The sequence below is a fragment of the Bradyrhizobium quebecense genome (genome assembly GCF_013373795.3).
GTDB lineage: Bacteria > Pseudomonadota > Alphaproteobacteria > Rhizobiales > Xanthobacteraceae > Bradyrhizobium > Bradyrhizobium quebecense.
On record NZ_CP088022.1, the window covers coordinates 3,599,120 to 3,625,011 of the forward strand.

The 25,892-nt window shown below is 64.0% G+C and carries 23 protein-coding genes; 12 read left to right on the forward strand and 11 right to left on the reverse strand.

From position 1 onward, the window contains the following. Nucleotides 1-9: 9 nt before the first annotated feature. The 3 genes from HU230_RS17450 to HU230_RS17460 are packed head-to-tail and all read right to left on the reverse strand — an operon-like array spanning nucleotide 10 to nucleotide 4,659. A complete protein-coding gene (locus HU230_RS17450; protein WP_176530590.1) occupies nucleotides 10-2,544 on the reverse strand; it encodes a branched-chain amino acid ABC transporter ATP-binding protein/permease in 2,535 nt (844 codons plus the stop codon). Further along, nucleotides 2,541-3,416: a branched-chain amino acid ABC transporter permease gene (locus HU230_RS17455; protein ID WP_176530589.1), complete on the reverse strand. Its 876-nt coding sequence runs from the start codon at nucleotides 3,414-3,416 to the stop codon at nucleotides 2,541-2,543. The genes HU230_RS17450 and HU230_RS17455 overlap by 4 nt, the downstream gene beginning before the upstream one ends. A gap of 40 nt (nucleotides 3,417-3,456) precedes the next feature. After that, nucleotides 3,457-4,659, reverse strand: a complete 1,203-nt coding sequence (locus tag HU230_RS17460) for an ABC transporter substrate-binding protein (RefSeq protein WP_176530588.1) — start codon at nucleotides 4,657-4,659, stop codon at nucleotides 3,457-3,459. Between the two features lie 142 nt (nucleotides 4,660-4,801). On the opposite strand from HU230_RS17460, the gene HU230_RS17465 reads away from it, so the two are divergent. The 3 genes from HU230_RS17465 to HU230_RS17475 all read left to right on the forward strand — a co-directional run bounded on the left by HU230_RS17465 (nucleotide 4,802) and on the right by HU230_RS17475 (nucleotide 7,904). Continuing rightward, on the forward strand, nucleotides 4,802-5,785 hold the full coding sequence (locus HU230_RS17465; protein ID WP_176530587.1) for a polysaccharide deacetylase family protein: 984 nt from the start codon (nucleotides 4,802-4,804) through the stop codon (nucleotides 5,783-5,785). An 18-nt stretch (nucleotides 5,786-5,803) separates the two neighbouring features. After that, nucleotides 5,804-7,024, forward strand: a complete 1,221-nt coding sequence (locus HU230_RS17470) for an amidohydrolase family protein (protein WP_176530586.1) — start codon at nucleotides 5,804-5,806, stop codon at nucleotides 7,022-7,024. A 142-nt stretch (nucleotides 7,025-7,166) separates the two neighbouring features. Further along, a complete protein-coding gene (locus tag HU230_RS17475; protein WP_176530585.1) occupies nucleotides 7,167-7,904 on the forward strand; it encodes a TetR/AcrR family transcriptional regulator in 738 nt (245 codons plus the stop codon). 52 nt (nucleotides 7,905-7,956) lie between these two features. On the opposite strand, the gene HU230_RS17480 is transcribed toward HU230_RS17475, so the two are convergent. The 5 genes from HU230_RS17480 to HU230_RS17500 all read right to left on the reverse strand — a co-directional run bounded on the left by HU230_RS17480 (nucleotide 7,957) and on the right by HU230_RS17500 (nucleotide 14,361). Further along, on the reverse strand, nucleotides 7,957-9,549 hold the full coding sequence (locus tag HU230_RS17480) for a gamma-glutamyltransferase family protein (protein WP_176530584.1): 1,593 nt from the start codon (nucleotides 9,547-9,549) through the stop codon (nucleotides 7,957-7,959). Between the two features lie 152 nt (nucleotides 9,550-9,701). Next, nucleotides 9,702-10,589, reverse strand: a complete 888-nt coding sequence (locus HU230_RS17485) for a 2-hydroxy-3-oxopropionate reductase (RefSeq protein WP_176530583.1) — start codon at nucleotides 10,587-10,589, stop codon at nucleotides 9,702-9,704. Nucleotides 10,590-10,713: 124 nt separating this feature from the next. After that, nucleotides 10,714-11,499 (reverse strand): hydroxypyruvate isomerase, encoded by a 786-nt coding sequence (hyi, locus tag HU230_RS17490; protein ID WP_176530582.1) that lies wholly within the window; start codon nucleotides 11,497-11,499, stop codon nucleotides 10,714-10,716. A 39-nt stretch (nucleotides 11,500-11,538) separates the two neighbouring features. After that, on the reverse strand, nucleotides 11,539-13,326 hold the full coding sequence (gene gcl, locus HU230_RS17495; protein WP_176530581.1) for a glyoxylate carboligase: 1,788 nt from the start codon (nucleotides 13,324-13,326) through the stop codon (nucleotides 11,539-11,541). Nucleotides 13,327-13,518: 192 nt separating this feature from the next. Further along, nucleotides 13,519-14,361 (reverse strand): IclR family transcriptional regulator, encoded by an 843-nt coding sequence (locus HU230_RS17500; protein WP_176530580.1) that lies wholly within the window; start codon nucleotides 14,359-14,361, stop codon nucleotides 13,519-13,521. A 237-nt stretch (nucleotides 14,362-14,598) separates the two neighbouring features. Here HU230_RS17500 and HU230_RS17505 point away from each other — a divergent pair, with 237 nt between their 5' ends. The 6 genes from HU230_RS17505 (at nucleotide 14,599) to pyk (ending at nucleotide 20,991) form a co-directional block, all read left to right on the forward strand. Continuing rightward, nucleotides 14,599-15,012 carry a CBS domain-containing protein gene (locus HU230_RS17505; protein ID WP_176530579.1) on the forward strand — a complete coding sequence of 138 codons (414 nt, stop codon included), beginning with the start codon at nucleotides 14,599-14,601 and terminating at the stop codon, nucleotides 15,010-15,012. A gap of 85 nt (nucleotides 15,013-15,097) precedes the next feature. Beyond that, nucleotides 15,098-16,114 (forward strand): 2-dehydropantoate 2-reductase, encoded by a 1,017-nt coding sequence (locus HU230_RS17510; protein ID WP_176530578.1) that lies wholly within the window; start codon nucleotides 15,098-15,100, stop codon nucleotides 16,112-16,114. Nucleotides 16,115-16,119: 5 nt separating this feature from the next. Beyond that, nucleotides 16,120-16,902, forward strand: a complete 783-nt coding sequence (locus HU230_RS17515; RefSeq protein WP_176530577.1) for a fumarylacetoacetate hydrolase family protein — start codon at nucleotides 16,120-16,122, stop codon at nucleotides 16,900-16,902. 65 nt (nucleotides 16,903-16,967) lie between these two features. Then, nucleotides 16,968-18,287 (forward strand): oxalate/formate MFS antiporter, encoded by a 1,320-nt coding sequence (gene oxlT / locus HU230_RS17520; protein WP_176530576.1) that lies wholly within the window; start codon nucleotides 16,968-16,970, stop codon nucleotides 18,285-18,287. Then, the gene (locus HU230_RS17525; RefSeq protein WP_176530575.1) at nucleotides 18,277-19,572 is read left to right on the forward strand and encodes a glycerate kinase type-2 family protein; all 1,296 of its coding nucleotides are present in this window, start codon (nucleotides 18,277-18,279) and stop codon (nucleotides 19,570-19,572) included. Before oxlT ends, HU230_RS17525 begins: the two co-directional genes overlap by 11 nt. 3 nt (nucleotides 19,573-19,575) lie before the next feature. Continuing rightward, nucleotides 19,576-20,991 (forward strand): pyruvate kinase, encoded by a 1,416-nt coding sequence (pyk, locus tag HU230_RS17530; RefSeq protein WP_176530574.1) that lies wholly within the window; start codon nucleotides 19,576-19,578, stop codon nucleotides 20,989-20,991. Between the two features lie 471 nt (nucleotides 20,992-21,462). Here pyk and HU230_RS17535 read toward each other — a convergent pair whose 3' ends face one another. Further along, complete coding sequence (locus HU230_RS17535; RefSeq protein WP_171947620.1) at nucleotides 21,463-21,612, reverse strand: hypothetical protein; 150 nt, start codon at nucleotides 21,610-21,612, stop codon at nucleotides 21,463-21,465. 982 nt (nucleotides 21,613-22,594) lie between these two features. Beyond that, entirely contained in the window at nucleotides 22,595-23,521 is a 927-nt protein-coding gene (locus HU230_RS17540; protein WP_176530573.1) for a transcriptional regulator GcvA, read from the reverse strand. A gap of 24 nt (nucleotides 23,522-23,545) precedes the next feature. Here HU230_RS17540 and HU230_RS17545 point away from each other — a divergent pair, with 24 nt between their 5' ends. From HU230_RS17545 to HU230_RS17555, 3 genes are all read left to right on the forward strand, one after another. Beyond that, nucleotides 23,546-23,902 carry a DUF1127 domain-containing protein gene (locus HU230_RS17545; RefSeq protein ID WP_176528436.1) on the forward strand — a complete coding sequence of 119 codons (357 nt, stop codon included), beginning with the start codon at nucleotides 23,546-23,548 and terminating at the stop codon, nucleotides 23,900-23,902. 26 nt (nucleotides 23,903-23,928) lie between these two features. Further along, nucleotides 23,929-24,618 carry a glutathione S-transferase family protein gene (locus tag HU230_RS17550; protein ID WP_176530572.1) on the forward strand — a complete coding sequence of 230 codons (690 nt, stop codon included), beginning with the start codon at nucleotides 23,929-23,931 and terminating at the stop codon, nucleotides 24,616-24,618. 208 nt (nucleotides 24,619-24,826) lie between these two features. After that, nucleotides 24,827-25,117 carry a hypothetical protein gene (locus HU230_RS17555; RefSeq protein ID WP_176530571.1) on the forward strand — a complete coding sequence of 97 codons (291 nt, stop codon included), beginning with the start codon at nucleotides 24,827-24,829 and terminating at the stop codon, nucleotides 25,115-25,117. Here HU230_RS17555 and HU230_RS17560 read toward each other — a convergent pair whose 3' ends face one another. Further along, nucleotides 25,118-25,864 (reverse strand): hypothetical protein, encoded by a 747-nt coding sequence (locus HU230_RS17560; protein WP_176530570.1) that lies wholly within the window; start codon nucleotides 25,862-25,864, stop codon nucleotides 25,118-25,120. Nucleotides 25,865-25,892: the final 28 nt, after the last annotated feature.

Sequence of the window (25,892 nt, forward strand, 5' to 3'; positions counted from 1 at the left end):
TCGCCTCCCTCAGCGTGCCTGTGCCGCGAGCCGTTGTGGCGCGCCGGCCTGGGCCTCGCCACCCAGATAGGCCGCCTCGAGCAGCGGATCCTCGGCGATGATGTCGGCGGCGCCGCTCTTCAGGATCGCACCGGTCTCCAGGAGATAGGCCCGGTCGGCCAGCGCGAGCGCGTGGCCTGCCATCTGATCGACCACGATGATGGTGATGCCCTCGCTGCGCAGCCGCTCGAAGGACGCAAACAGTTCATCGACCACGAGCGGCGCCAATCCGAGCGACGGCTCGTCCAGCATGAAGATCTTCGGCCCGGTCAGAAGTCCGCGCGCCACCGCGAGCATCTGCTGCTCGCCTCCGGACAGCAGGCCGGCGCGCTGGTCGATGCGCTCCTTCAGCCGCGGGAAGCGCACGAACATCGCCTCGATCTCGGCATCGAGGTCTATTCCCTTGCGCGCATAGGCGCCGAGTTGCAGGTTCTGCCTCACCGTCAGCTCCGGAAACACCTGCCGCCCTTCCGGCACCAGCACGACGCCGTAGCGGGCACGAACATGCGCGGGCATCCTGTCGATGCGCGTCTCGGCGAGCCGCACTTCACCCGTGGAGCGCGGCGGTTCGAGACCGGCGATCGACCGCATCAGGGTGGTCTTGCCGGCGCCGTTCGCGCCGAGCACGGCGACCGCCTCGCCGGGAGCGACCACCAGATCGATCCCGTTCAAGGCGCGTGACAGGCCATAGAACGAATCGAGCGTCTTGACCTCGAGTGCGGTGCCCTGCCGCGCCGGCCGCGGCGCGCGGCTCTTCTCACCGGCCGTCGCGTCGCCGAGATAGGCCTTGCGGACCAGCGGGTCGTTGCGGATCGCCGCCGCATCGCCGATCGCGATGCGCTTGCCGCCGTCGAGCACGACGATGAGATCGCTCAGCGACATGATCATCGGCATGTCGTGCTCGACGATGATGACGGCGATCCCGAGATCGGCGATCCGGCGCAACAGCGCGGTCAGGCGCTGCTTGTCGCCCTTGGAGAGGCCGGCCGCGGGCTCGTCGAGCAGCAGGATGCGGGGCCGCAAAGCGAGCGCGCGCGCGATCTCGACCAGGCGCTTCTCGCCATGGGACAGCGAATCCGCAAGACGATCGACATCGCCGTCGACACCGGCAAAGCGCAGCAGGAACCGGGCGAAACTCTCGGTCTCCGCGTTGCGCAGCGCGGAGACAACGCCGCCGAGACGGCCGACCCGCTCGGCCAGCAGGATGTTTTCCAGGATCGTGAGCGACCCGAACAGCTGCGTGGTCTGGAACGTGCGCGCCACGCCGACCCGCGCCAGCAAATGCGACGTCATGCCCGTGACATCGCGATCGCCGAGCTTCACCGTCCCCGCCTGCGGCCGGTAGAAGCCGCAGAGCAGATTGAGCGCGCTTGTCTTGCCCGCGCCGTTGGGACCGATGATGCTGGTGACGGCACCGGGCGCCGCCTTGAACGATACGCCCTGGACCGCGCGCACGCCGCCGAACGAGATCGAGAGATCCGTCACGTCGAGCCCCGCCGCGTTGTGGGTCTCGAGGATCGCCGCATCGGTTTCCGCCGCGGCGATCGCGGGCCCGGCCACCGGCTTGCGTGCCGGCAGGACTCTTGCCGCGAGTTGCTCCGCGAGGCCGACGATGCCGGAGGGCGCAGCGCGCAGCACGACGAACAGCAGCACGCCGAAGGCCAGTAGGCGATACTCGGCGAGATCCGACAGCGCTTCCGGCAGCAGCACCACCAGCGCGGCGCCGATCACCGGGCCGAGCACCGAGCCGGCGCCGCCGACCATCACGGCGAACAACAGCAGCACCGATTGCAGGAACGGGAACGAGCTCGGACTGATATAGCCCTGCAGCGGCGCGAACAGCGCGCCGGCCAGCGCCATCGCGGCCGCCGAGATCACGAAGGCCACGGCGCGGACCTGCACCAGATCGATGCCGAGCGAACGCGTCGCGACCTCGGTATCGCGGGCGGCTCGCATGGCATAGCCCCAGCCGCTGCGCTTCAGCCGCTCGAACAGGATGAGACCGGCAAACACCAGCACGACGCCCGCGATGGCAAGCGAACGCTCGGACAGCGTATAGCCGAACACGCTCGGCGGCGCACTCAGCATCAGACCGTTGCCGCCGCCGGTGAGATCGCGCCACTCGATCGTGACGTGCTCGACGATGAAGCCAAAGGCAATCGTCACCATCGCCAGATACGGCCCGCGCACGCGCAGCGCCGGCATCGCGAGCAGCCCGCCGACGATGCTGACCAGCACGATGGCCCCCGCCGTCGCGGCGAGGTAGGGCCAGCCGGCCTTCTCCATCAGCAGCACGGTGGTGTACGCACCGATCGCCATGAAGCCGATATGGCCGAGCGAGATCTGGCCCGCGAGGCCGAGCAGGACGTTGAGGCCGATGCAGCCGATCGCCGTCAGCGAAATCGTCGCGATCAGGAACACCGAATAGCTGTCCGCGACCGCGGCATAGCCGATGGCAATGGCGAACGCCGCGAACGCGACGAGAAGGGAGGCGCGCGAGGTCATACCTTCTTAACTCCAGCTCGGCCGAGCAGCCCGTGCGGCATGACGACGAGGATGACGATGACGGAAGCGAACGTGATGATCTGGGTGTAGACCGACCCGAGATAGTTGGTCGCGAACACCTCGATCAGGCCAAGGCACAATCCAGCCAGCATGACGCCCCAGGCGCTGGCGAGACCGCCGATGATCGCGGCGGCGAACGCCTTGATGCCGAACAGCGTGCCCATCTCGGACGAGACGTTGAACAGCGGTGCGATCAGCAGCGCGGCGACGCCTGCCAGCATGGCCGACACCGCATAGCTCGCGGCAATGGCGCCGCTGACATTGATGCCCATCAGCCGCGCGGCATTGGGATTCTGCACCACCGCAAGCATCGCGACGCCATGCCGCGTGCGGCGGGTGATCAGATGCAGCGCCAGCGCAAGCAACAGCCCGACCACGGGAATCAGGAGCTGCAGCGGATAGACCCCTGCCCCCTCCACGATCTGGATCGGCTTGGCCGCGAGCATCGACGGGAAGCTGCGCGGCTCCTTGCCGAACACGAACAGCATCACATTGTCGACGATGATGCCGACCGCAACGGTCGCCATCAGCCAGTTGTCCGACCCGCGCAGCACGAACGGACGAACCGCGAAGCGTTCAATCAGAACGCCGTAAACCGCGCAGACCAGCAGCACCGCGGGGATGCCGATCGCGGCCGGCCAGCCCCACACGATGAGGAAGAAGTATCCGGCAACGGCTCCCAGGGTCATCGAGCTGCCCTGCGAGAAGTTGACCGTGCCGGATACGGCGTACGTGACGTGAAAGCCCAGCGCGAGCAGACCGTACATGCTCCCCAGCGCCATTCCGGTTATTATCGCCGAAAGAAACGACATCGATGATCACCCCGATCTGCTTGCTGGACGACCGCTGCCGTCAGTTCTTGAACGGCAGGATGTGGTTGTCTTCGAAGTGGGCCCAGATGTAGTCCTGCGCCGTCAGCGCATCGTGCTTGTCCTTGGCGAACGGCTTTTCATAGGTCTTGATCAGGCCTTCCAGCCGGTCGATTCCGTAAAAGCCGTCACGAATGGCGGTCGGATCCGTGCCACCGGCCTTCTGGATCGCGCCGGCGATCACCAGGACGCTGTCATAGGCGTTGGCGAAGCCGACCGCCGGCGTCACGTCCGCCGGGCCCTTGATGTCCGGATACTTCGCCTGCAACTCGGCGAGCACGCGCTTGCCGACCGGCGAGAGGTTGCCGAAGAAGCTGTAGGTCTGGACGAAGACGACGCTCTCGGCGCTCGGCCCGGCGAGCTCGGTGAAGCGGCCGCCGGCCGGCCCCCAATGCGACACGATCGGCGGTGCCCAACCCATCCGGTCGAGCGATTTCACGACCTGCGAGGATGGACCGACATTGCCGACCAGGAACAGGGAGTCGGCGCCCGCCTGCTTGAGCCGGGACAATTGCGCGACCACGTCGACATCGTTCGCCTCGAACTTCTCGACACCCGCCGCTTCGATGCCGGCCGCCTTCAGCGCCGCGCGCAGGCCATGCTCGTTCGATTCGCCCCAGGGATTGTTGACGAGGATGAGGCCCGGCTTCTTGGCTGCGAAGGTCTTGCCGGCGAACGCAACGATCGCCTTGTCGACCTCGTCGTCCATCGCCGAGACGCGGAATACATAGTTGGACGCGGCGCCGTTCTGCGTGATGTTGGTGCCGGCGGCCCACGGCACCACGAACGGCATCTTGACGTTGTTGACGAACGGCACGATCGCGAGCTGGACGGGCGTATCGAGACCGCCGAGCAGCACCGCGACCTTCTCGCGCTGGATCAGTTCGCGCGCGGCGGTCAGCCCCTTCGCAGGATTGCTTTCATCGTCACGGCGCACCAGCTCCAGCGGACGGCCGAGCACGCCCCCTTTCGCGTTGATCTCCTCGATCGCGATCGTGGCACCACGGGTCAATGCTTCGCCGGCGCGCGCCGACTGGCCCGACAGCGCCGTGACCAGGCCGATCTTGATCGGCTCAGCTGCCCGCGCCCGCTCCGCAAGCGGCACGGAGCCGATGAGAATGGCGAGCGCGCCCTGCAAGACAACGCGGCGGCACAACCCGGTGATGGGGGTACAAGCGTAGCTCATTTCTGCAATTCCTCCCGCTCCGACGGCTCCCGAGCCGCCTCTGGTCCGCTGCCGCCGTCTCCGCGGCCTTGACGGAAGTAAAAACTTTCTTCACAAATTGACGAATGTCAAGCGGCTGATCGCGCGCCGAATGGAGATTGCAATGCAACGGGAGACTGGAGCAGAACCGGAGCGGGCCACCTCACGTGGCGTTCTTGGCGGTGCAACATCCGCACAAGCGGCGGATCCAGCGCGGGGTCTCATCTCTCATGACCGCTACAGCTACAGCGCGATCACGCGCCGCCCCGACTTCGTATGGCCACACGGAAAGCGGCTCGCGGTCTACATCGCGCTCAACCTCGAGCATTTCGCTTTCGGCGACGGACTCGGTGCCGAACTCTGTCCGGGCGGTCCGCATCCGGACGTCCTCAATTACGCCTGGCGCGACTATGGCAACCGGGTCGGCGTGTGGCGGCTCATCGATCTATTCGACGAACTGAAACTGCCCGTCTCCGTGCTCGTGAACAGCAGCATCTATCATTACTGCCCGGAAGTCATGGACGCATTTCGCGCGCGCGGCGACGAGGTCGTCGGCCATGGACGGACCAATTCCGAACGGCAAGGCGTACTCTCACCGGCCGAGGAGCAGCGACTGATCGAGGAGGCGACCGATGTCATCGCGCGTGCCGAGGGACGGCGGCCGCTCGGCTGGCTCGGTCCGTGGATCTCGCAATCCGCGGTAACGCCGGACCTTCTCGCCGAAGCGGGCTACCAATATCTGCTCGACTGGTGCATGGACGACCAGCCGGTGTGGTTCGCGACGAGGGCTGGCGGGCGGATCCTGTCCGTCCCCTATCCACAGGAACTGAACGACATCCCCTCGATTGTCGGGCGCAAGGACAGCGGCGAACAGTTTGCGACCATGATCACGGACACATTCGAGGAGATGCTTACCCAATCCGCCAAGCAGTCGCTGGTGATGGGCATCGCGCTGCATCCATACCTGGTCGGCCAGCCGCACCGGCTGCGGCCGCTGCGACGCGCCCTGCAGGCGATCGTCGCAAGGCGCGAGGACATCTGGATCACCACCGCCGGCGAGATCGCGGCATTTTCGCGTGCCCTGCCCGACGGCATCGTTCCGACATAAGAAAACTGGAGACTCGAATTGACTGCCATCGACACACTCTTTCAGAACGCGCGGCTGACCGACGGCCAACTGGTCGAAATCGCCGTCCGCGGCGGCAAGATCGTGGCGATCGCGTCGTCCCCGCAAAGCTACGGCGCAGTCGGCGAAAGGCGCGACCTTGGCCGACGCCTGGTGCTGCCCGGCATGGTCGAAGGTCACATCCACCTCGACAAATGCTTCATCGGCGACGACTGGAAGCCGCATCGGCCCTGCACCGCCGGCTTCAGCGTGCGCGAGCGCGTCAAATTCGAGAAGGAAGCGCTCGCCGGCGCCAAGCCGATCCCGGTTCGGGCTGCGGCCCTGATCGACCTTTGCGTCTCGCAGGGCACGACTCAGATGCGCAGCCATGTGGATGTCGACGCCAAGGTCGGCCTGCGACATTTCGAGCCCATCGCCGCCGCGCGGGAGGCGCACCGGGAGAAGCTTTCGATCCAGATCGTCGCGTTTCCCCAGAGCGGCATCCTGACATCGCCCGGAACGGCCCAATTGCTCGAGGAAGCCGTTCGCGCCGGCGCCGATCTGGTCGGCGGGCTTGATCCCGCAGGCCATGATGGTGACGTCGCCGGGCATCTCGACGTCGTCTTCGGGATCGCCGAACGGCATGGCGTCGGCATCGACATTCACTTGCATGACGGCGGTTTGCAGGGCATCTCGGAGATCGAGGAGATCGCGCGACGCACCAAAGCGTCGGGTCTTGGCGGCAAGGTCACGATCAGCCATGCCTACGCGCTCGGCGAAGTGGCTAGCGACGTGGCTCAGCGTACCGCGCAGCAGCTTGCCGAGGCCGGCGTCGCCATTTTAACCAATGCTCCGGGCGCACACGCATTTCCGCCCGTGTTGCTGCTTCGCGATGCCGGTGTCACCGTGTTCTCCGGCAACGACAACATCCGCGATTCCTGGTGGCCCTACGGCGACGGCGATCTGCTCGAGCGCGCAATGATGGTCGGCTATCGCTCCGGCTTCAACACTGACGATCAATTGGCCGCGGCCTTTGACATGGTGACGACCAACGCAGCGCGCGCGCTTGGCCTCAAGGACTACGGCCTCACGATCGGCGGGACGGCGGATTTCGTCGTGCTGGACGCCCGGCATGTCCAGGAAGCCGTGGTCGCTCGTCCCAAGCCGCGCGATGTCTACAAGGCTGGCCGACTCGTCGGGCACAACGGCGTGATGGTGGCGGCCGGCGCCCGGAAGCAGTAAACATGGAGGAATCGCACTTGACGAACAGTCGTAATGCCGATCTCAATCCCAGCTGCTTGCGCCGGGAACCGGTCCGCTGCCCGATGTGGCCTGATGCGGACGTGCCCTGCGTGAATACCCGAGCCCAGGCAAGGTTGACGCCGTGACAGAGACGACAGCACCGACCAGCCCCACCCGCACCACCACACGCGGAAAGCGGCCTCGCGACTCCGCGCTCACCAAGGAAGCGATCCTGCGCGCCGCGACCTTCGAGTTCTGTCACAATGGCCTCGGCGGCGCTCGTGTCGAGGCCATTGCGCAGCGCGCCAAGGCCAACATGCGCCTGCTCTACGCCTATTTCGGCGACAAGAACGGGCTCTACATTGCCGTCCTCGAGGACGTCTACACCGAAATTCGCGCGGCCGAACAGCGGCTGAAACTGGATGATCTCGAGCCGATCGCCGCAATGAGTGGGTTGATCGATTTCACGTTCACTTTCTTCGGGCAGCACCAGAACTACATCGCCCTGATCAACACCGAGAACCTTCAACGCGGACGCAATATGCGCAAGTCGCGCAAGATTGCCGAGCTTACTTTGCCGCTGGTTGCAAGCATCGAAAGCATTCTGCGGCGAGGCGTGGCGGCGGGCCTGTTTCGCGATGACGTCGATCCCATCCAGCTCTATGTCTCAATCACCGCGATGAGCTATTTCCACGTTTCCAACCGGTACACATTGTCGGCGATGTTCGACAAGGATCTCGGCGCGTCGGACTGGCTAGAGCTGCGCCGCAAGCATGCGCAGGACATGATCTTGACCTGGCTGACGGCCCCTGTCGCGGATCGCAAGGACAAGTCGGCAGGATCGAAGGCGACGGCGCGCCTCAGCAAGCCGTCCCGCTAGCGGGGCAAGCCGCACGACGCAATACGTGCGGATCGAGAGCAGCGAATGCCCCTCAGCGGGTCGCAACGACGCCGTCGCTGCGCGGATCGCTGGCCCCTTCCATCAGGCCGTCCGGATGCCAGACGATTGCGCCGGCATGTCCCATGACCTCCTCGAACGGGCCAGTCACCTGAATGTCGTGGCCGAGCGCGCGCAGCCGATCGATGATCGCGGGATCGAAGCGGGATTCGATCTTCAAATTGTTGTTTTCCTCGCCCCAGGTGCGACCGAGCAGCCAGCGCGGCGCCGTAATCGCCGACTGCAGCTCCCGGCCGTGCATGGCGTAGCGGGAGAAGATGGCGGCCTGGGTCTGCGGCTGCCCTTCTCCGCCCATCGTGCCGAAGGATATCAGTCGCCCGTCGCCGAGTTCGGCCATCGCCGGCTGGATCGTGTGGAACGGCAGGCGTCCCGGATCCAACCGATTGGTATCGGTCTCGTTTAAGCTGAAGCTCGTTCCGCGATTTTGCCAGGTGACTCCGCTCTCGGGGAGGATGACGCCCGAGCCAAACTCCCAATAGACGCTTTGAATGAAGCTGACGCTGAGCCCGCTGCGATCGGTCGCAGCGAGCCACACCGTATCGCCCTGCTTGGACGGATCGGGCCACGGCGCGGCGCGGCGGTCGGATACGGTTTCGTGAAGCGCGGCGAGCGATTGCTCGGACAGGAATTCGGCGGCCGGGCGCTTCATGTAGTCGGGATCGGTCACGTGGCCGTTGCGGATACGGAACGCAGCTTTCGTGCATTCGACGAGCCTGTGCAGATGATCGACGCTATCGGCTTCGCCAGCGATGCGCCGGGCATAAAGCGCCAGGATCAGGAGCGAGGCCAGCCCCTGCGTCGGCGGAGGCATGTTGAAGACCTTGTGTCCGGACACCTCGACCGACAGCGGCGTCACCAGCGATGCCTGATGCCGCTCCAGATCAGCCAATCGCAGCGGGCTCCCTACCCGCTCGAGGTCGACCGCCAACGAGCGCGCCAGTTCGCCGCGATAGAAATCAGCCAGCCCGGCCTTGGCCAGACGCCCCAGCGTCGCGGCGACACGCGGCTGCCGCAGCCGCGCACCGAGCGCGAGTGGGGTGCCTTGCGGCAGATAAACCTCGGCATAGCCGGGCACGTTTTCGAGCTCATGCCGCTTCTTGCGGATGTTCTCGTGCAGCGTGCTGGTGACGGCCACGCCCTCCTCGGCATGCCGGATTGCGGGCTCGAGCAGCCGCGCCATCGGCAGCCGACCGTCATGACGATCGCGGCTGAGCTCATAGGCCTTCTGCCAACCGTCGACGGTCCCGGCGACGGTCAGCGCGGCCAGCGGGCCGCGGCCAGGAATGCTGCTGCAGCCACGCTCGCGATACCAGCTGCGATCCGCTGCAATCGCGGCGCGTCCGCAAGCCTGAATCCCGACCGGCATCGAACCGGCGCGGCCGACCAGCCAGAAGCTGTCGCCACCGAGGCCGTTCATATGCGGATAGACCACGGCAATCGTCGCGGCCGCGGCGATCATCGCCTCGATCGCATTGCCACCTTCCGACAGGACCGCGAGCCCAGCCTGCGCCGCGAGGTGGTGCGGCGCGGTCACCATGCCGCCATAGCTTCGTTTTGTCTGCAACATCAGCCGTCTCTCCCAAGCACGGCTTGTAATAATATTTTTACTTACCGTGTCAAGGCGCCAGAGACCGGTCTTTTGAGATACGGGTGCCGGGCCGTCGATCTCGTCATCAGGACCGGCCATTGCAGTTCGGCACCGTGATCCTTGCATGAAGCTCAGGCAGCCGCCACCTCGTGGCCCGCCATGACTTCCAGCGCCCGCAGAATTGCGGAATGGTCCCAGGCCTTGCCGCCGAGCGCGGTGCAGGCGTTGAATAGCTGTTGGGCTGCCGCGGTGCCCGGCAGCGACAAGCCGAGCGCCCGCGCACCTTCCAGCGCGAGGTTGAGATCCTTCTGATGCAGTTCGATGCGAAAGCCCGGATCGAAATTGCGCTTCAGCATGCGCTCGCCGTGCACCTCGAGGATCCGGGACGAGGCAAAGCCGCCCATCAGCGCCTTGCGCACCAGCGCAGGATCGGCGCCCGCCTTGGACGCGAACAGCAGGGCCTCGCTCACCGCCTCGATGGTCAGCGCCACGATGATCTGGTTCGCAACCTTGGTGGTCTGGCCGTCGCCATTGCCGCCGACATGCGTAACATTCTTTCCCATCGCGTCGAACAGGGGCTTCATCGCGTTGAACGCCCGCTCCCGCCCGCCGACCATGATGGTCAGGCTTGCCGCCTTTGCGCCAACCTCGCCGCCGGAAACCGGCGCGTCGAGATAGTCGGCTCCGAGCGCATCGATCTTGCGCGCAAACTCCTTCGTCGCCAGCGGCGAGATCGAGCTCATATCGACCACGATCATGCCTTTGGAGACCCCCTCCGCAACGCCGCCCTGACCGAACAGCACGGCTTCCACATGCGGCGTGTCCGGCACCATGATGATCACGGCGTCTGCTTCCTGCGCCACCTGCCTGGCGGACTCGCAAGCGATACCGCCGGCCGCAATCAGCTCTGGCGAAATGGGTGCGACGTCGTGCAGGAACAGGCGATAGCCGGCAGCCAGGAGGTGGCTCGCCATCGGACGTCCCATAGTGCCGAGCCCGATGAATCCTATGTCTTTCATTTGTCGTCGCTCCTGTCAGCCGGATTGGGATGTTTTCCTGCGAAGCGGATACCGTTCGCGTGAAGAAAACGCGTCAAAGCAAAAATCCAGAGCTCCGTTCCGATTCGAACGGAACGCAAAAGCTCTAGGTCACGAAGGTCTGCGCGGCGTGCCAGGCGAGGCTCTCGAGTGTGGTCGTCCGCGGCTTGTATTCGCATCCGATCCAGCCGCGATACCCGATGCTGTCGAGATGCTTGAACAAATAGGGATAGTTGATCTCGCCGGTCCCCGGCTCGTAACGGCCAGGATTGTCGGCGAGCTGGACATGCGCGATCCGGCCGAGATGCTTTTGCAGGGTCCGCGCCAGATCACCTTCCATGATCTGCATGTGATAGATGTCGTACTGGATGAACAGGTTGGATGAACTCACGTCGGAAATGAGCTGCACCGCCTGTTCCGTTCCGCTTAGGAAGAAGCCGGGAATATCGAGCGTGTTGATCGGCTCGATCAGGAGCTTGATCCCATGCTGGCCAAGCGCGCCGGCGGCGAAGCGCAGATTCCACACCAGGACTTCGCGCAGCTCTGCGGCATCAGCGCCGGCGGGAGCGATACCGACCAGGCAGTTCAGCTGCCGGCAATCCAGCGCCTTCGCGTAGTCGATCGCGCGCACCACGCCGTCGCGAAATTCATCGACCCGATTGCGCAGGATCGCAATGCCCCGCTCACCGGCGGCCCAATTGCCGGCCGGAAGATTGTGCAGCACCTGGGTCAGCCCACAGCGCGCCAGCTCCTCCCGCAACGCGCCCTTTTCGAAGTCATAGGGAAAAAGATACTCGACTGCGTTGAAGCCGGCGGCCTTGGCGGCCGCGAACCGATCGAGGAACGGCAGCTCGTTGAAGAGCATGGTGAGGTTGGCGGCAAATTGAGGCACGGGTGGTATCTCCGCTTGGGGCAGCGCTGAATGAGGTCGTCAAGCCGGCAATAACGTGCCGGATCGTTGTGCGCTCGGCACGTCATCGAGCGGGAGATCGAGCACCTCCTCGAATTCGACGATGTTGTCGATCTCCGTTCCCATCGCGATGTTGGTGACCCGCTCGAGAATGAACTCCACCACCACGGGCACCCGGTGCTTCGCCATCAGCTCGCGCGCGGTCGCGAACGCGGCCTGTGCCTCGTTCGGATCCGTCACCCGGATCGCCTTGCAGCCCAGTCCCTCCGCGACGGTCACGTGGTCGACGCCGTAGGCGCCGATCTCGGGTGCGTTGATGTTCTCGAACGAGAGCTGGACGTGATAGTCCATATCGAAGCCGCGCTGCGCCTGCCGGATCAGCCCGAGATATGAATTGTTCACGACGACGTGGATGTAGGGCAGATTGAACTGCGCCCCGACCGCGAGCTCCTCGATCAGGAACTGGAAGTCGTAATCACCCGACAGCGCAACGATGTCGCGGTCGGGATCGGCGGCGCGCACGCCGAGCGCGGCGGGCAGTGTCCAGCCGAGCGGGCCGGCCTGCCCGGCGTTGATCCAGTTGCGCGGCTGATAGACGTTGAGGAACTGGGCACCCGCGATCTGCGACAATCCGATCACCGTCACGTAGCAGGTATCGCGGCCGAACGCCTTGTTCATCTCCTCGTAGACGCGCTGCGGCTTGATCGGGATGTTATCGAAATGGCTCTTGCGCAGCATCGAGCGCTTGCGATCGCGACAGGCTGCGGGCCAGGCCTGCCGATCGCGCAGCTTGCCGGACTTCCGCCACTCCCGGGCGATGGTCACGAACATTTCCAGCGCGGCCTTGGCGTCCGACACGATGCCGAGGTCCGGATTGAAAACCCGTCCGATCTGTGTCGGCTCGATGTCGACATGGACGAATTTGCGACCTTTGGTGTAGGTCTCGATCGAACCGGTATGCCGGTTGGCCCAGCGGTTTCCGATGCCGAGCACGAAATCGGATTCGAGCATCGTGGCGTTGGCGTAGCGATGGCTGGTCTGCAGGCCGACCATACCGGCCATCAGCGCGTGATCGTCCGGAATGGCGCCCCACGCCATCAGCGTCGGGACGACCGGAACGTTGACCGCTTCGGCGAAGGCGACCAGGAGCTCGGACGCATCGGCGTTGATCACGCCGCCGCCGGCCACGATCAGCGGCCGATCCGCGGCGTTGAGCATTTCGAGCGCCTTCTCGATCTGCTTGCGCGTCGCCGTCGGCTTGTAGACCGGCAGCGGCGAATAGGTCTCGTCGTCGAACTCGATCTCGGCCAGTTGCACATCGAGAGGAAGATCGATCAGCACCGGTCCCGGCCGCCCCGACCGCATGACATGGAAGGCCTGGCTCAGCACGCGCGGCACCAGCGCCGGCTCGCGCACGGTGACGGCCCATTTCGTCACGGGCTTTGCGATCGCCTCGATGTCGACGGCCTGGAAATCTTCCTTGTAGAGCCGCGCCCGCGGCGCCTGACCGGTGATACAGAGGATCGGAATCGAATCCGCGATCGCCGAATAGAGGCCGGTGATCATGTCGGTTCCGGCGGGGCCCGATGTGCCGATGCAAACGCCGATATTGCCTGCTTTCGCCCTGGTATAACCTTCCGCCATATGCGAGGCGCCTTCGACGTGGCGCGCCAGAATGTGCCGGATCGAGCCGTTGCGCTTCAGCGCGGAGTAAAGCGGGTTGATCGCGGCGCCGGGAACGCCGAACGCGCAGGTGATCCCCTCGCGTTCGAGAATGCGCACTGCTGCATCCACTGCTCGCATTTTCATCTGATGATCCCGCTTCGCTATGAGTTGGCCTGAGCATGATCATCAGGCCCGCGATCATCGATCTCAACGCAATCGATTGGATTTTCCGCGCTATGGCAACGCTCGCGATTTCTTGCATGTCTCCAAATGATTAGCGCCTGCGAAAGAATGGAAACCGGCGAGGACGAGATCAGCCGCAGGCCTTGCGCCCTGCTACGGTTGCGTGCGGCTGTTGCCGCGAAGCTCTGCGGAGAGCTCGGCTGCGATCTGCTGGACGATGGCGCCGATCTCTGGCAGGCGCTCGTCGGTCAGCCGATCCGCCATCCCCGATACCGAAACCGCGGCGAACGGCTCGCTGCAATCGTTGAAGACGACTGCGGCCACGCAGCGCAGGCCGAGCCGCGCCTCTTCATCGTCCACCGCATAGCCCTGGCGTCGCACGGTCTCCAATTCTCGAAACAGCTCGCCCGGCCGAATGATCGACTTTTCCGTCAGGCGCGGCATGCCGCGGCGACGGATGATCGCGTTGATATCGGCATCGGAATACGCGGCCAGCACCGCCTTCCCCACGCCCGAGGCAATCAACGCCACGCGTCCGCCGACCTTGGTCAGCGAACGCATGATCTCCCGGCTTTCGATGCGGGATACGACGATGATGGAATCATCATCGACCACTGCAAGATTGGCGGTTTCCCTGGTCTGGTCGCGCAGCTTGCGCAGATAGGGCAATGCCCGCGCGGAAAAATTGCGCCGACGCATGAAGGTCGAACCGACCACGAAGCTTTGCGCGCCGATGTGCCATTTGGACTCCTCGCGGTCGAATTGCACGAACCTGCGGTTCTCCAGCGTCGTCAGCAGCCGGTGAGCCGTCGACGGCGGCAAGCCGATGCGGATCGCAAGATCGGTCAGCCGATAGCCTTCGTCATCCTCTGCAAGCGCTTCCATGATTTGCAGCGCGCGATCGACCGATTGAACGCCGCCGTCTCGCGCGTCCTGATCCGGTTGCGCGCGAAAATCGGGATCGGACGGCTTGCGCCGGATCGGCTCTCTTTTCATCACGACCTGCCCCTAACCGGTTGCGGTTCAGAACGAAATTGCTCGCCGATAACGAGCGTCACAATTGGCATATGGCATACCAAAAGACGTTTGAGTCAAGGTCGCGGAATTTGAGAATGGGTCAGTATTTTTGCCATTTTCTTACGTAACGCGGCGATTCTTTTGTTTGACTTCTGGGATAATGTATACCACGATTGCTTCTTAACGACCCAATGATGCAACCGGGAGGACCAAGCCATGTATGTCGGGGACATCCTTCGCACTAACAGTGCGCACGTGGTGACGATCGGCTCGAGCGAAACCGTGAGCATTGCAGCGAACCTGATGTACGCGAGCAATGTCGGCGCACTCGTGGTCAGAAACGCCTCGCGCAGCGTCGACGCCGCCGTGGTCGGAATGTTCAGCGAGCGCGACATCGTCGCTGTGATCGCCGAGCGCGGCACGGGTGGTCTTGCCGCGAAAGTCGCGCAGTTCATTTCGCCGCGGCCGCTGGTGTCCTGCAATTCGCAAGACGCGCTCACCGATGTCGAGCGACTGATGGTCCGTCACGACATCCGCCATATTCCCGTCATCGACAACGGCCGGCTCGTCGGCGTCGTGAGCATGCGGGACATCGGCTTTGCCTTGGAGGAAGCCGCCTGCGCGGCCTGACGGACTTTTCCGAGGCCATTGCCACGCAACCCGGTTCGAGCCGTTGCGGCTCATGCTGTGTCCCCACTCTGCTCGAGAGGATTTCATGAAGGTCTGCATCTACGGCGCCGGTGCCATCGGCGGCTATCTCGGTGTCGAATTTATGCGCGCTGGCGCCGATGTCAGCCTGGTCGCGCGGGGCGCGCATCTCGCCGCGATGCGGCAGAACGGCCTGAAGCTCCTGATCGGCGACGAGGAGCGCGTGGTGCATCCTCGCTGTACCGATAACCCCGCCGAACTTGGCGAGCAAGATTTCGTCATCATCTGCCTCAAGGCGCATTCGATCACCGGCGTTATCGAACCGATGCGCCCCCTGCTGGGTGAGCGGACCCGCATCGTCACCGCCGTCAACGGCATTCCCTATTGGTATTTCTACAAGCACGGCGGAAGGCACGAAGGATCGGCGCTTGAGAGCATCGATCCCGGCGGACGGCAGTGGAACGAACTCGACCCCGCGCGCGCCATCGGCTGCGTGGTCTATCCCGCCACCGAAATCGAGGCGCCCGGCGTGATCCGCCACGTCTACGGCAACAGCTTTCCGCTCGGCGAACCCTCCGGTGAGATCACACCTGATGTCGAGCGGCTTGCCGCCCTGTTCGCGGCGGCGGGCATGAAGGCACCGGTGCTCGACCGCATCCGCGACGAGATCTGGCTCAAGCTGTGGGGCAATGTCTGCTTCAACCCGATCAGCGCGCTCACCCACGCGACCCTCGACGTGATCTGCACCAATCCCGGCACGCGGGCGCTGTCCAGGGCGATCATGCTGGAGGCGCAGGCGATCGCGGAAAGCCTCGGCGTCAAGTTCCGGGTCGATGTCGAACGCCGCATCGAGGGCGCACGCAAGGTCGGCGCGCACAAGACCTCGATGCTGCAGGACCTCGAGCGCGGACGCCCCGTCGAGATCGATCCGCTGATCACCGTGGTGCAGGAGATGGGCCGGATGACGGGGATTGCGACGCCCGCACTCGACGCGGTGCTGGCGCTGGTCGCGCAGCGCAGCAGACTGGCGGGCCTCTATGACGGGGCAGCCGGCGTCGACGCCCAATCGCTTGCGGTGGCGTGATCGCGATGGCCAATGTGACGCGCTGGGTCCGCTTCCGCCACCGTGCCGAAACCGGCTTCGGGCAACTCACCCCGTCCGGCATCTCCGTGCATGCAGGAGAGATGTTCGGCGACACACGACCGACCGGACAGACGCTGGCGCTTGACGACGTCGAACTGCTCGCGCCAACCGAGCCGAGCAAGATCATCGCGCTCTGGAACAATTTCCACGCGCTGGCGGAGAAGCTGAAATCACCTGAGCCTGCCGAACCGCTCTACCTGTTGAAAGCGCAAACCAGCGTGACCGCGCCTGGGGCCATCATCACGCGCCCCCCGGGCTACGACGGCAAGACAACCTACGAAGGCGAGCTCGGCATTGTCATCGGCAAGAGCTGCACCGCCGTCGCCCCCGAACAGGCCGACAGCTTCATCTTCGGCTACACCTGCACCAACGACGTCACTGCCGCCGACATTCTCAATCGCGACCCGACCTTCCCGCAATGGGCGCGGGCCAAGGGCTTCGACGGATATGGCCCCTTCGGTCCCGTGATTGCCTCGGGCCTCGACCCCGCACGCCTTGTGGTGCGCACCATCCTCAACGGGGTGGAGCGCCAGAACTACCCGATCGCCGACATGATCTTCAGCGCGCAGGCGCTGGTCAGCAAGATCTCACACGACATGACGCTGTTGCCGGGCGACCTGATCTGCTGCGGGACATCGATCGGCGTCGGGGTGATGAAGGAGTCCGTCAATACGGTCACCGTCGCGATCGACGGAATCGGCGAGTTGACCAACGAATTTCGTCAGTAGGCGGCGGCAGGACGACAGCCCGACGCAGCCGGACCCAACGACCACCACCTCTTTTGGGAGCGCACATGATCTCCAGCACGAAAGCGGCATCGTCGCCCGGCGGCTTCCGCTGGCTCCAGCTCGCGATCGGCATCGTCTGCATGGCAATGATCGCCAACCTGCAATACGGGTGGACGCTGTTCGTTGATCCGATCGACGCCAAGTTTCACTGGGGCCGTCCGGCCATCCAGCTCGCCTTCACGATTTTCGTGATGACGGAGACATGGCTGGTGCCGGTGGAAGCTTGGTTCGTGGACAAATACGGCCCCCGCATCGTCATCATGTTCGGCGGGCTGATGATCGGATTGGCCTGGGTGCTGAACTCCTACGCCTCTTCCCTCGTCATGCTCTATGCGGCGGCTATTGTCGCGGGCATCGGCGCCGGCGCCGTCTACGGCACTTGCGTCGGCAACGCGCTGAAATGGTTTCCGGACCGGCGCGGCCTGGCCGCAGGCGCGACCGCCGCAGGCTTTGGCGCCGGCGCAGCCCTCACCGTCGTGCCGATCGCCAACATGATTGCCGCCAGCGGTTATCAAAGCACCTTCCTGACCTTCGGAATCGGGCAAGGCCTGATCGTTCTCCTGCTAGCCTGGTTCGTCCGCCCGCCGCATGGCGTCGAGGCGCCGAGGAAAAAGCGCCTCAATCTGCCGCAGAGCGCAATCGACTACACGCCGCCGCAGGTCCTGCGCACGCCGATCTTCTGGGTCATGTACCTGGTGTTCGTCATGGTGGCTTCCGGCGGGTTGATGACCGCGGCGCAAATCGGGCCGATTGCCCATGACTTCAAGATCGCGGACACGCCGGTCACCCTGGCGGGCTTCCAGATGGCGGCGCTGACCTTTGCCATCTCGCTCGATCGTGTGTTCGACGGGTTCGGCCGTCCGTTCTTTGGCTGGGTCTCCGACACGATCGGCCGCGAGCACACGATGTTCATCGCGTTCGCGACTGCGGCGCTGATGTTGCTGACGCTGTCCACCTACGGCCACATTCCGGTTGTCTTCGTGCTGGCCACGGCGATCTATTTCGGCGTCTTCGGCGAAATCTACAGCCTGTTTCCGGCGACGTCGGGCGACACGTTCGGCGCCAAGTACGCAACCACCAACAACGGCATGCTCTACACGGCGAAGGGCACCGCGGCACTGCTCGTACCGCTCGCAAGCATCATCTCCTCGCAGCTCGGCTGGCAGGCCGTGTTCATCGTCGCGGTTGCGCTCAATGCCACCGCGGCCCTCACGGCCTTGCTGGTGATCAAGCCGATGCGGCGCGCCTTCATTCTCGGCAGTGAGACGACGGCAAAGGCCGCGATCGCGCCTGCACCTGGCCGGAGTACGGCGATTGAACACTGATTGGACGGACTTGCGGGCTCGGACGGCGCTCCGGAGGATCTTCGATACTGCCATCGCCAGTTGCGATCCAAGGATAACCGTCGCACGCGCCCTGCCGGCAAAGCCGAAGGGCAGATGCATCGTCGTCGGCGCGGGCAAGGCTTCGGCGGCGATGGCCGCAGGCCTCGACGCGGCCTGGCCTGATGTCGACCTTTCAGGTGTCGTGGTGACGCGCCACGGCCATTCCGTTCCCGCCGGCCGCATCGCAGTGCTCGAGGCGTCTCACCCCGTGCCTGACGACACGAGCAAGGCCGCCGCCCTTCGCATGCTCAGCGCCGTTCAGGGACTTTCAGCTGACGATCTCGTCATCGCCCTGATGTCCGGCGGAGGCTCGGCCCTGATGACCCTTCCTGCGTCCCCGATGACCCTCGCCGACAAGCAGGCGGTCAACCGTACCCTGCTTGCAAGCGGCGCAACGATTGTCGAGATGAACGTCGTCCGCAAGCATTTGTCCGCGATCAAGGGCGGACGGCTGGCGCTCGCCGCCCGCCCCGCCCGCGTCACGACCCTCGTGATCTCAGATATTCCCGGCGACGATCCCACAGCGATTGGCTCCGGTCCCTCGCTGCCGGACAGCAGCACAAAAGCCGATGCGCAGGAGATCGTGCGCCGGTTTGCGATCGACCTGCCGGACGCGGCGCGGCTCGTGCTCGCGCGAGCCGACGAGACCCCGAAACCTGGCGAGATCGAGGCCGATGCCCGCATCCTTGCCGCGCCGTTCCACGCGCTTGATGCTGCGGCGAGGGCCGCACGGGATGAAGGCTTGACCCCGATCATCCTTGGAGACGCGATCGAAGGCGAGGCGCGCGAACTCGGAACCGTGATGGCGGGCATCGCCCGGTCGGTCGGGAGACATGCGCAGCCCGGCCCTGCCCCTGCCGTGCTGCTGTCCGGCGGCGAGACGACGGTGACGATCGGACGCGGGCCGGCGGGCCGCGGCGGCCGCAACACCGAATTCCTGCTCGGGCTTGTCATCGCCTTGTCCGGTACGTCCGATATCTGGGCGATTGCGGGAGACAGCGATGGTATTGATGGAACGGAAGATGCGGCTGGAGCTTTGATCAGTCCGGATACGCTGCGGCGCGCCGCCTCCAATCGCCTCGACGCACGGGCCTATCTGGCAGCCCATGACAGCTACACGTTCTTCGACCGCCTTGGAGACCTCGTGCGCACCGGCCCAACGCTTACCAATGTCAACGATATCCGCGCTGTGCTGATTGCAGCCGGCAAGCCAGCAATGAGGTGACCCATGCGTCGTCATCGACGGGCCAAGATCGTCGCAACCGTCGGCCCCGCCAGCAGTTCCCCCGAGATGCTCAAGGCGCTGCTGCTGGCTGGCGTCGATACCTTCCGTCTGAACTTTAGCCACGGAACCCAGAGCGACCACGCAAGCATCCACGCCGCGATCCGAAAGCTGGAACAGGAAGTCAACCGGCCGATCGGCATTCTGATGGACCTCCAGGGTCCCAAGATCCGCGTCGGCACCTTGCGCGATGGCAAGATTACGGTGGCGGCCGGCGAGACCATCCGGTTCGTGCTGTCCGGATCGGACGGCGACCGATCCTCGATTCCGCTCCCGCACCGGGAAATCTTTGCCGCCGTGGCCCCGGGCCACGACCTTCTGATCGACGACGGCAGGGTCCGGGTACGCGTCGCCGGCCTCGGTGACGATTTCATCGAAGCCAGGGTGATCGTCGGTGGCACGATCTCGAACCACAAGGGCGTCAATCTGCCGGGGACGGTGCTCGACCTTTCGCCGCTCACCGCCAAGGACCGCCTCGATCTGGAGTTCGGTCTGAACCTCGGCGTCGACTGGGTCGCCCTGTCATTCGTGCAAAAGCCCTCCGACGTCATCGAGGCGAGAGGCCTGGTCGGCGACCGCGCCGGCCTGATGGCCAAGATCGAGAAGCCGGCAGCACTCGAGCGGATCGACGACATCATCCAGCTGTGCGACGCCATCATGGTTGCGCGGGGTGATCTCGGCGTCGAAATTCCACATGAGGACGTGCCCGGGCGCCAGAAGGAGCTGGTGCGAGCTTGCCGTCTCGCGGTGAAGCCCGTGATCGTCGCCACGCAAATGCTGGACTCCATGGTCGCCGCGCCGACACCGACGCGCGCGGAAGTCTCCGACGTTGCGACGGCGATCTATGACGGCGCAGATGCTGTGATGCTGTCGGCGGAATCCGCGACGGGCCGCTATCCGCGCGAGGCCGTTGAGATGATGGATCGCATCATCCGCAGCACAGAACAGCACAAGATGTACCGCTCGATCGTCGAGGCGACCCAGCCCGGCGAAGAGCAGACGCCGCCGCATGCCGTTGCAACAGCCGCCGCCGACCTCGCCTCCGTCATTCACGCCGCGGCCATCGTGGCCTACACGTCGAGCGGCACCACGGCCGCACGCGTCGCGCGCAAGCGGCCGAGCCTGCCGATCCTCGCCATCACCCCAAGCCGCGAAGTGTCGCGCCGCTTGTGCCTACTCTGGGGTGCGCACAGCGTTCTTTCCGACGACGTTCAGAGCTATGAGGAGATGGTCGAGCGCGCGACGGCTCTCGCGCATGCAGAGCAGTTTGCATCAAGCCGGGACCTGCTGGTCGTTGTCGCCGGCATTCCCTTCGGGCAGGCGGGAAGCACGAACAACCTGCGAGTCGTTTCGCTCCCCTGACGGAGCCATCGCCCAGCCCCGCGATCCGGATTTTCTCGGGCTCGTTGCGCGGGCGCCCTAGTCTCACGGCATGGCGCCAAACCAGATCACGAGCGCGAACATCACCAACAAGGCGACGGTGATGATCGCTTCGCTCGTGGGTATTCGCTTCATGGGCCGCCTCCGCGTGCGGGAGCGGGATGCTGCGACGGGGCGGTGGTTCACGTCAGCACCAACACCGCCCGCTTAAAATACATGCGGACGGCGTCGGCTCCAGCCCCAGGAAGGAAATGCAAAATCCCGGTAGCCATTAGGTCTACACACCTGGGCAGAAGGTTCACGTGACGATCGGCATACTCCAAAGGGTGTAGGATCGCCGACCGCAACGGACGCCATTGACCCCCAACGCTGGCACCCTCGGCCGCATGACGATCTCACCACGAGCATGGGTCACGCAAGTGTGCCGGCAGCACCTGTCGTTCGACGCCGCCCTCAGCGCCACGACCCGTCCGGCCCAAGCGGCAAAGTCGGGTGGTCGCGGTTGTTCTCGTCCGGCTTGACCCTGAAACCCTGTCGAAACGCGAACCAGATAAAGCCGCCCAGTGCGACCACACAGATCGGCGCGAGAATCCAGTCGGGCATGTCGTGGTCCTCCAGTCTACCGACAATTGGTCGCCGCTATCTTGGGCCGAGTTCAATACGGATGCCGCGCGCCGTTGCAGCGCGCTCGCTCCAGCGCTCGGCGTGATCCTACCGGCACGAGGAAACGCCGCGCGAACAAAAGCGCGGATTTTTTCGAAGGAGCAGCTGTGCCCTTGTCCGAATGGAGTCGAGGCAGTGCCGCAAGTGATTGAAAACATTGGAGCGGGTGAAGGGAATCGAACCCTCGTATTCAGCTTGGAAGTCAAATTGCGCTACTATGCGCGGGCTTCACTGAGCGTCATTTTCGTTCACATTTCAACACTTTAGACCAAAAACAGACTTCACTCAGAATCACGCAAAAACACCCCCAATCTGGGAATTCTGCGCCCAATGAGCGTCCGAGAATCTGGGTACAAAGACACATCCGTACGCTCGATCCTGCCGCATTCGCGACGTCGGCCCTGACTCGCTTTCAAGCAAAGCCCTCATTGGCCCCAGAGCTATTGGGATATGCTAGAGAACACCCATGGAACGTGAGGACTTCCTTGATCATTTGCTCCGCGCGAGTTCTGCCGTGAGTTCACAACGGAGGTTGTCGTTGACGCCCTTCCAGCGACATATGCTTTTTGGGTCATGTTAAATTGTTCATATGATCTGAATCCCCCTAGCAGATGGCCTGGTCGTTCTTCCCGATGATGTACTTGCGCCCCGACGGCGTCCTTATCGGTGAAGAGTCGGGGAGTTCGTGGACCGGAAGTGGGCGATCACCAACAATCGGCTCTGCATGACGATGCCGAGCAGTACATCGGCTGACTGCAATGAAGTCTGGATGTCGGGAACGTTCATCAGACTTCGGGCGAACCAAAATCAAGAGACGCTCGATGCCACCGTCATGGCGCATCGCGCAAAACGATGAGACTGCTTTTCCAGTAGTAGTTCGAGCCACTCTTCCCGTCGATCGACGTCAGGGGCCGCTTCAACATCACTCTCGCTTGGGTGCGCCGAGCTTCTTGAGCCGGCTTAGGTCGCTTGCGGCCTCCGAGAGCAACCAGTCGCGAAACGTCACGATCTTCGGCAGGTTCGCAGTCGCCTTCGGGCAGATGATCCAGTAGGTCTTTGACAACGGCAGCGACAGCGGAAAGGGCCGGACCAGATGGCCGTTAATGATGTCCCATGCTGCCAGAGTGGTGCGAGCCAACGCGATCCCCTGCCCGTTGATTGCGGCGTCAATCACCATGCTGGCGCGGTTCAGTAGCGGACCATGCGTAACTCCGACTTCGTCGAGACCAGCCTCCAACAGCCAGTTGCTCCAGTCAGTGCGGTTGTCCATGTGGATCAGCGGAAATTTCAGGATGTCAGCGGGCTTGCTCGGGCGTCGCTTGCCAGAAAACAGCTTCGGGCTGCACACCGCAAACAGTTGTTCCGGGCTCAGCCGCACCGCGTCCATTCCCGGCCAGTTGCCGTCGCCATGGCGCACCGCGAGATCTACTTCCTCGCGCGCGAAGTCGACGTGGTGCAACGTCGCGGAGACGCGCAGGTCGATGCCGCTACGCGCCTCGGCGAAATGGCCAAGCCGGTGCACCAGCCATTTGGCGGCGAAGTCGGGCGAGGTCGAGACCGTGAGCACACCGGCATTCTGCCGCTGCAACAACCGCTCGGTGCCGATGGCGATGCGGTCCAGCGCGTCGCGCACGACCGCAAGATAATCGCGCCCGGCCTCGGTGATGATCAGACGCTGCCGCTCACGGTTAAACAGCTTTAGCGCAAGCTCCGTCTCCAGCGCTTTCACCTGATGGCTCACCGCGCCTTGGGTGACACAAAGCTCTTCGGCTGCACGCGTAAAACTCTCGTGGCGCGCAGCGGCCTCGAAGGCCTTCAGGGCATTGAGCGGAGGCAGACGTGGGCGCATCGGACCGACTTCATGAGAAAAACTATGGCAGGCACGAGAAACGATGCTTTGCGAGGACGCATCCTCGCATCATTATTGAACAGCTCCAGCACAGAATTTCAAGCCATTTTGGAGCCGTCCATGTCCATCCTGCTAGCCGACGCCCTGTCGATCTCGCCCGTGCAGGCCGCTGATCCGGCCATTCCACTTCATCAATCCAGCTCAGGGCTCTCACCCCCCGTTCGCCGGAACGGATGGTGGAGTTGGCTCGACCGGCAGCACGAACGCAAGGCCCTGCGCGAAATTGCGGATGACCCGCATCTGCTCAAGGACCTCGGGCTAACTCGAGAACAGGCGCTACGCGAGGCGGCCAAGCCGTTCTGGCTCTGGTTCTTGCTCTGATCGACAAGCGCAAAAGGAGAAAACGGATGTCCGGTCCGATCGTCTACGGTTTTCCACGCAGCACTTTTGTCAACATCGTCCGACTGATCCTGACGCACAAGGACGTGGCCTACCAATTCCATGACCTTGAACCGGTCATGGGCAAGCCCGATCACCTGGCGCTGCACCCGTTCAACCGCGTGCCGATCCTTAGCCACGGCGATCTCACGATCTATGAAACGAGCGCCATCGCCGCCTATGTCGATGAGGCCTTTGGCGGCGTGGCGCTGACGCCGAAAGACATCAAGGCGCGGGCCCGCATGAACCAGTGGATCAGCGCGGTCAATTCCTACTATTACCCCTACATGATCTACCACGTGACGCATGAGCGTCTGGTATTCCCGGAGCTCGGCATCGCCTCTGACGAGAAGGTCGTCGCGCATGCGCTGCCCAAGGTCGAAACGGGGCTCGCGGTGGCCGAGCGCCAGCTCGCGCATGGCAAGGACTTCCTGTTAGGGGACGAACTCTCGATGGCGGATTTCTATCTGCTGCCAAGCACGTTCGCCTTCAGCCTGACCGCCGAGGGGCAGTCAATGTATCCAAAGTACCCGGCATTCTGCCGCTGGCGGGAACGTATGGACAATCTGCCTGCAACGCAAAAGGTTCGCGCAGCCGTACAGCGCCTGCCGATCGAACACGCGCGCGAATGGGCCAATACGCACAGGCCGAAATATTGACCAACAGGAACCTTGCCGCGGCGATTGTCCCTGGCCAGGCTTCCTTCACGCGAAACATGGGCTCCCCGACGGACGGCTGCACCGTCCAAGCCTTCGCAAGAGCTCGTATTTCCCGGCCCCATCGCGGCGTAGATGAAAACCTGCTCGTTTACGAACAATGCGCGTTCCGGCGAGTTAGTACGCAGTTCTGATAAGGAAGGGAGCCACCATGAAAAGCTCTACATCGCTTGCTGCGTTATCCGTTTTCGCGCTGATCTTCGCATTCGGCGAAGCCGGCGCGCAAGCGCAGTCCACCCCTGTCCAAGAGGCACAGCCGCCCCAGCAGTCGGACCATTCGCGCGAGCAGGATCGCAGCCGCGCTGAGGACGTCAAGATCGGACGCGACTGGAAGGCCCTAAGCGGCGAGAACGACCACGCCGGTCAGGCAACGCCCGACGACAACCATCAGACGGTTGGCCGAGACTGGCGAGCCCATCCAGAGAACCAGGATCGCCAGTAGCTATCGAGGCGGAATTGGCGACGCCGCGCGCGCGGCGTGGCCTTCGAAGAAGGACAGCGGAAAGCCGAAGGTCAAGCCGGCGCGGATCTCGTTCACCGGGTGCCTGCCGGTGAGTGCATGACGGACTGCGACGTCGAAGCTCAGATCGTCTCGCACCCGGTAGATCAAGCCGACCAAACCGGAAAACGTTTCCTCCTTCCCAAACTCGTTCTCGTAGAAGATTTCTGCGACGGGGCGCGCTGTCCAGGTCGACGGCCCCTCGATAATCGCGCCAAGAAAGACATCGCCGTGATGGTCGCGGGTAAGGGCCGTCTCAGCGTTCAGATGGATGGCGCCCCAATCCCAGCGCTGCGAAATAATGCCGGCCAGGCTTAGGCCGACGCCTGAATTGCCGGTGCTGTCCGGGAGAAGAACGCCAAATTCGGTCGCAATGCTCGGGCCCGTCTTGTCCTGCAGGCTCCCGGGCACAACCACATGCTTGAGAAAGGCTCCGGCTGCGGTCAGGCTGGTTGGTCCGGCTGGAGAAAGCGGTGTTTGTCCCTGCCCCTCGAAGACGGCTTCCCAATCTTCACTTAAACCATAGTTGATGACCCAGGCTGGCGCGATCAGGCTTGTCCCGCTCTCATCGCGCAAACGCCCCGCCGGCTGCAGTTCGATCTCCATCTCGCCCTTCTTTGCGACGGCGGCATCGGTGCCGTCGAATGGGCGATAGGCGGAAGCTGGAACAGACCAGGCGACCAGCGCCAAAGTGACCGCAACCCGTGGCACAAAGTAT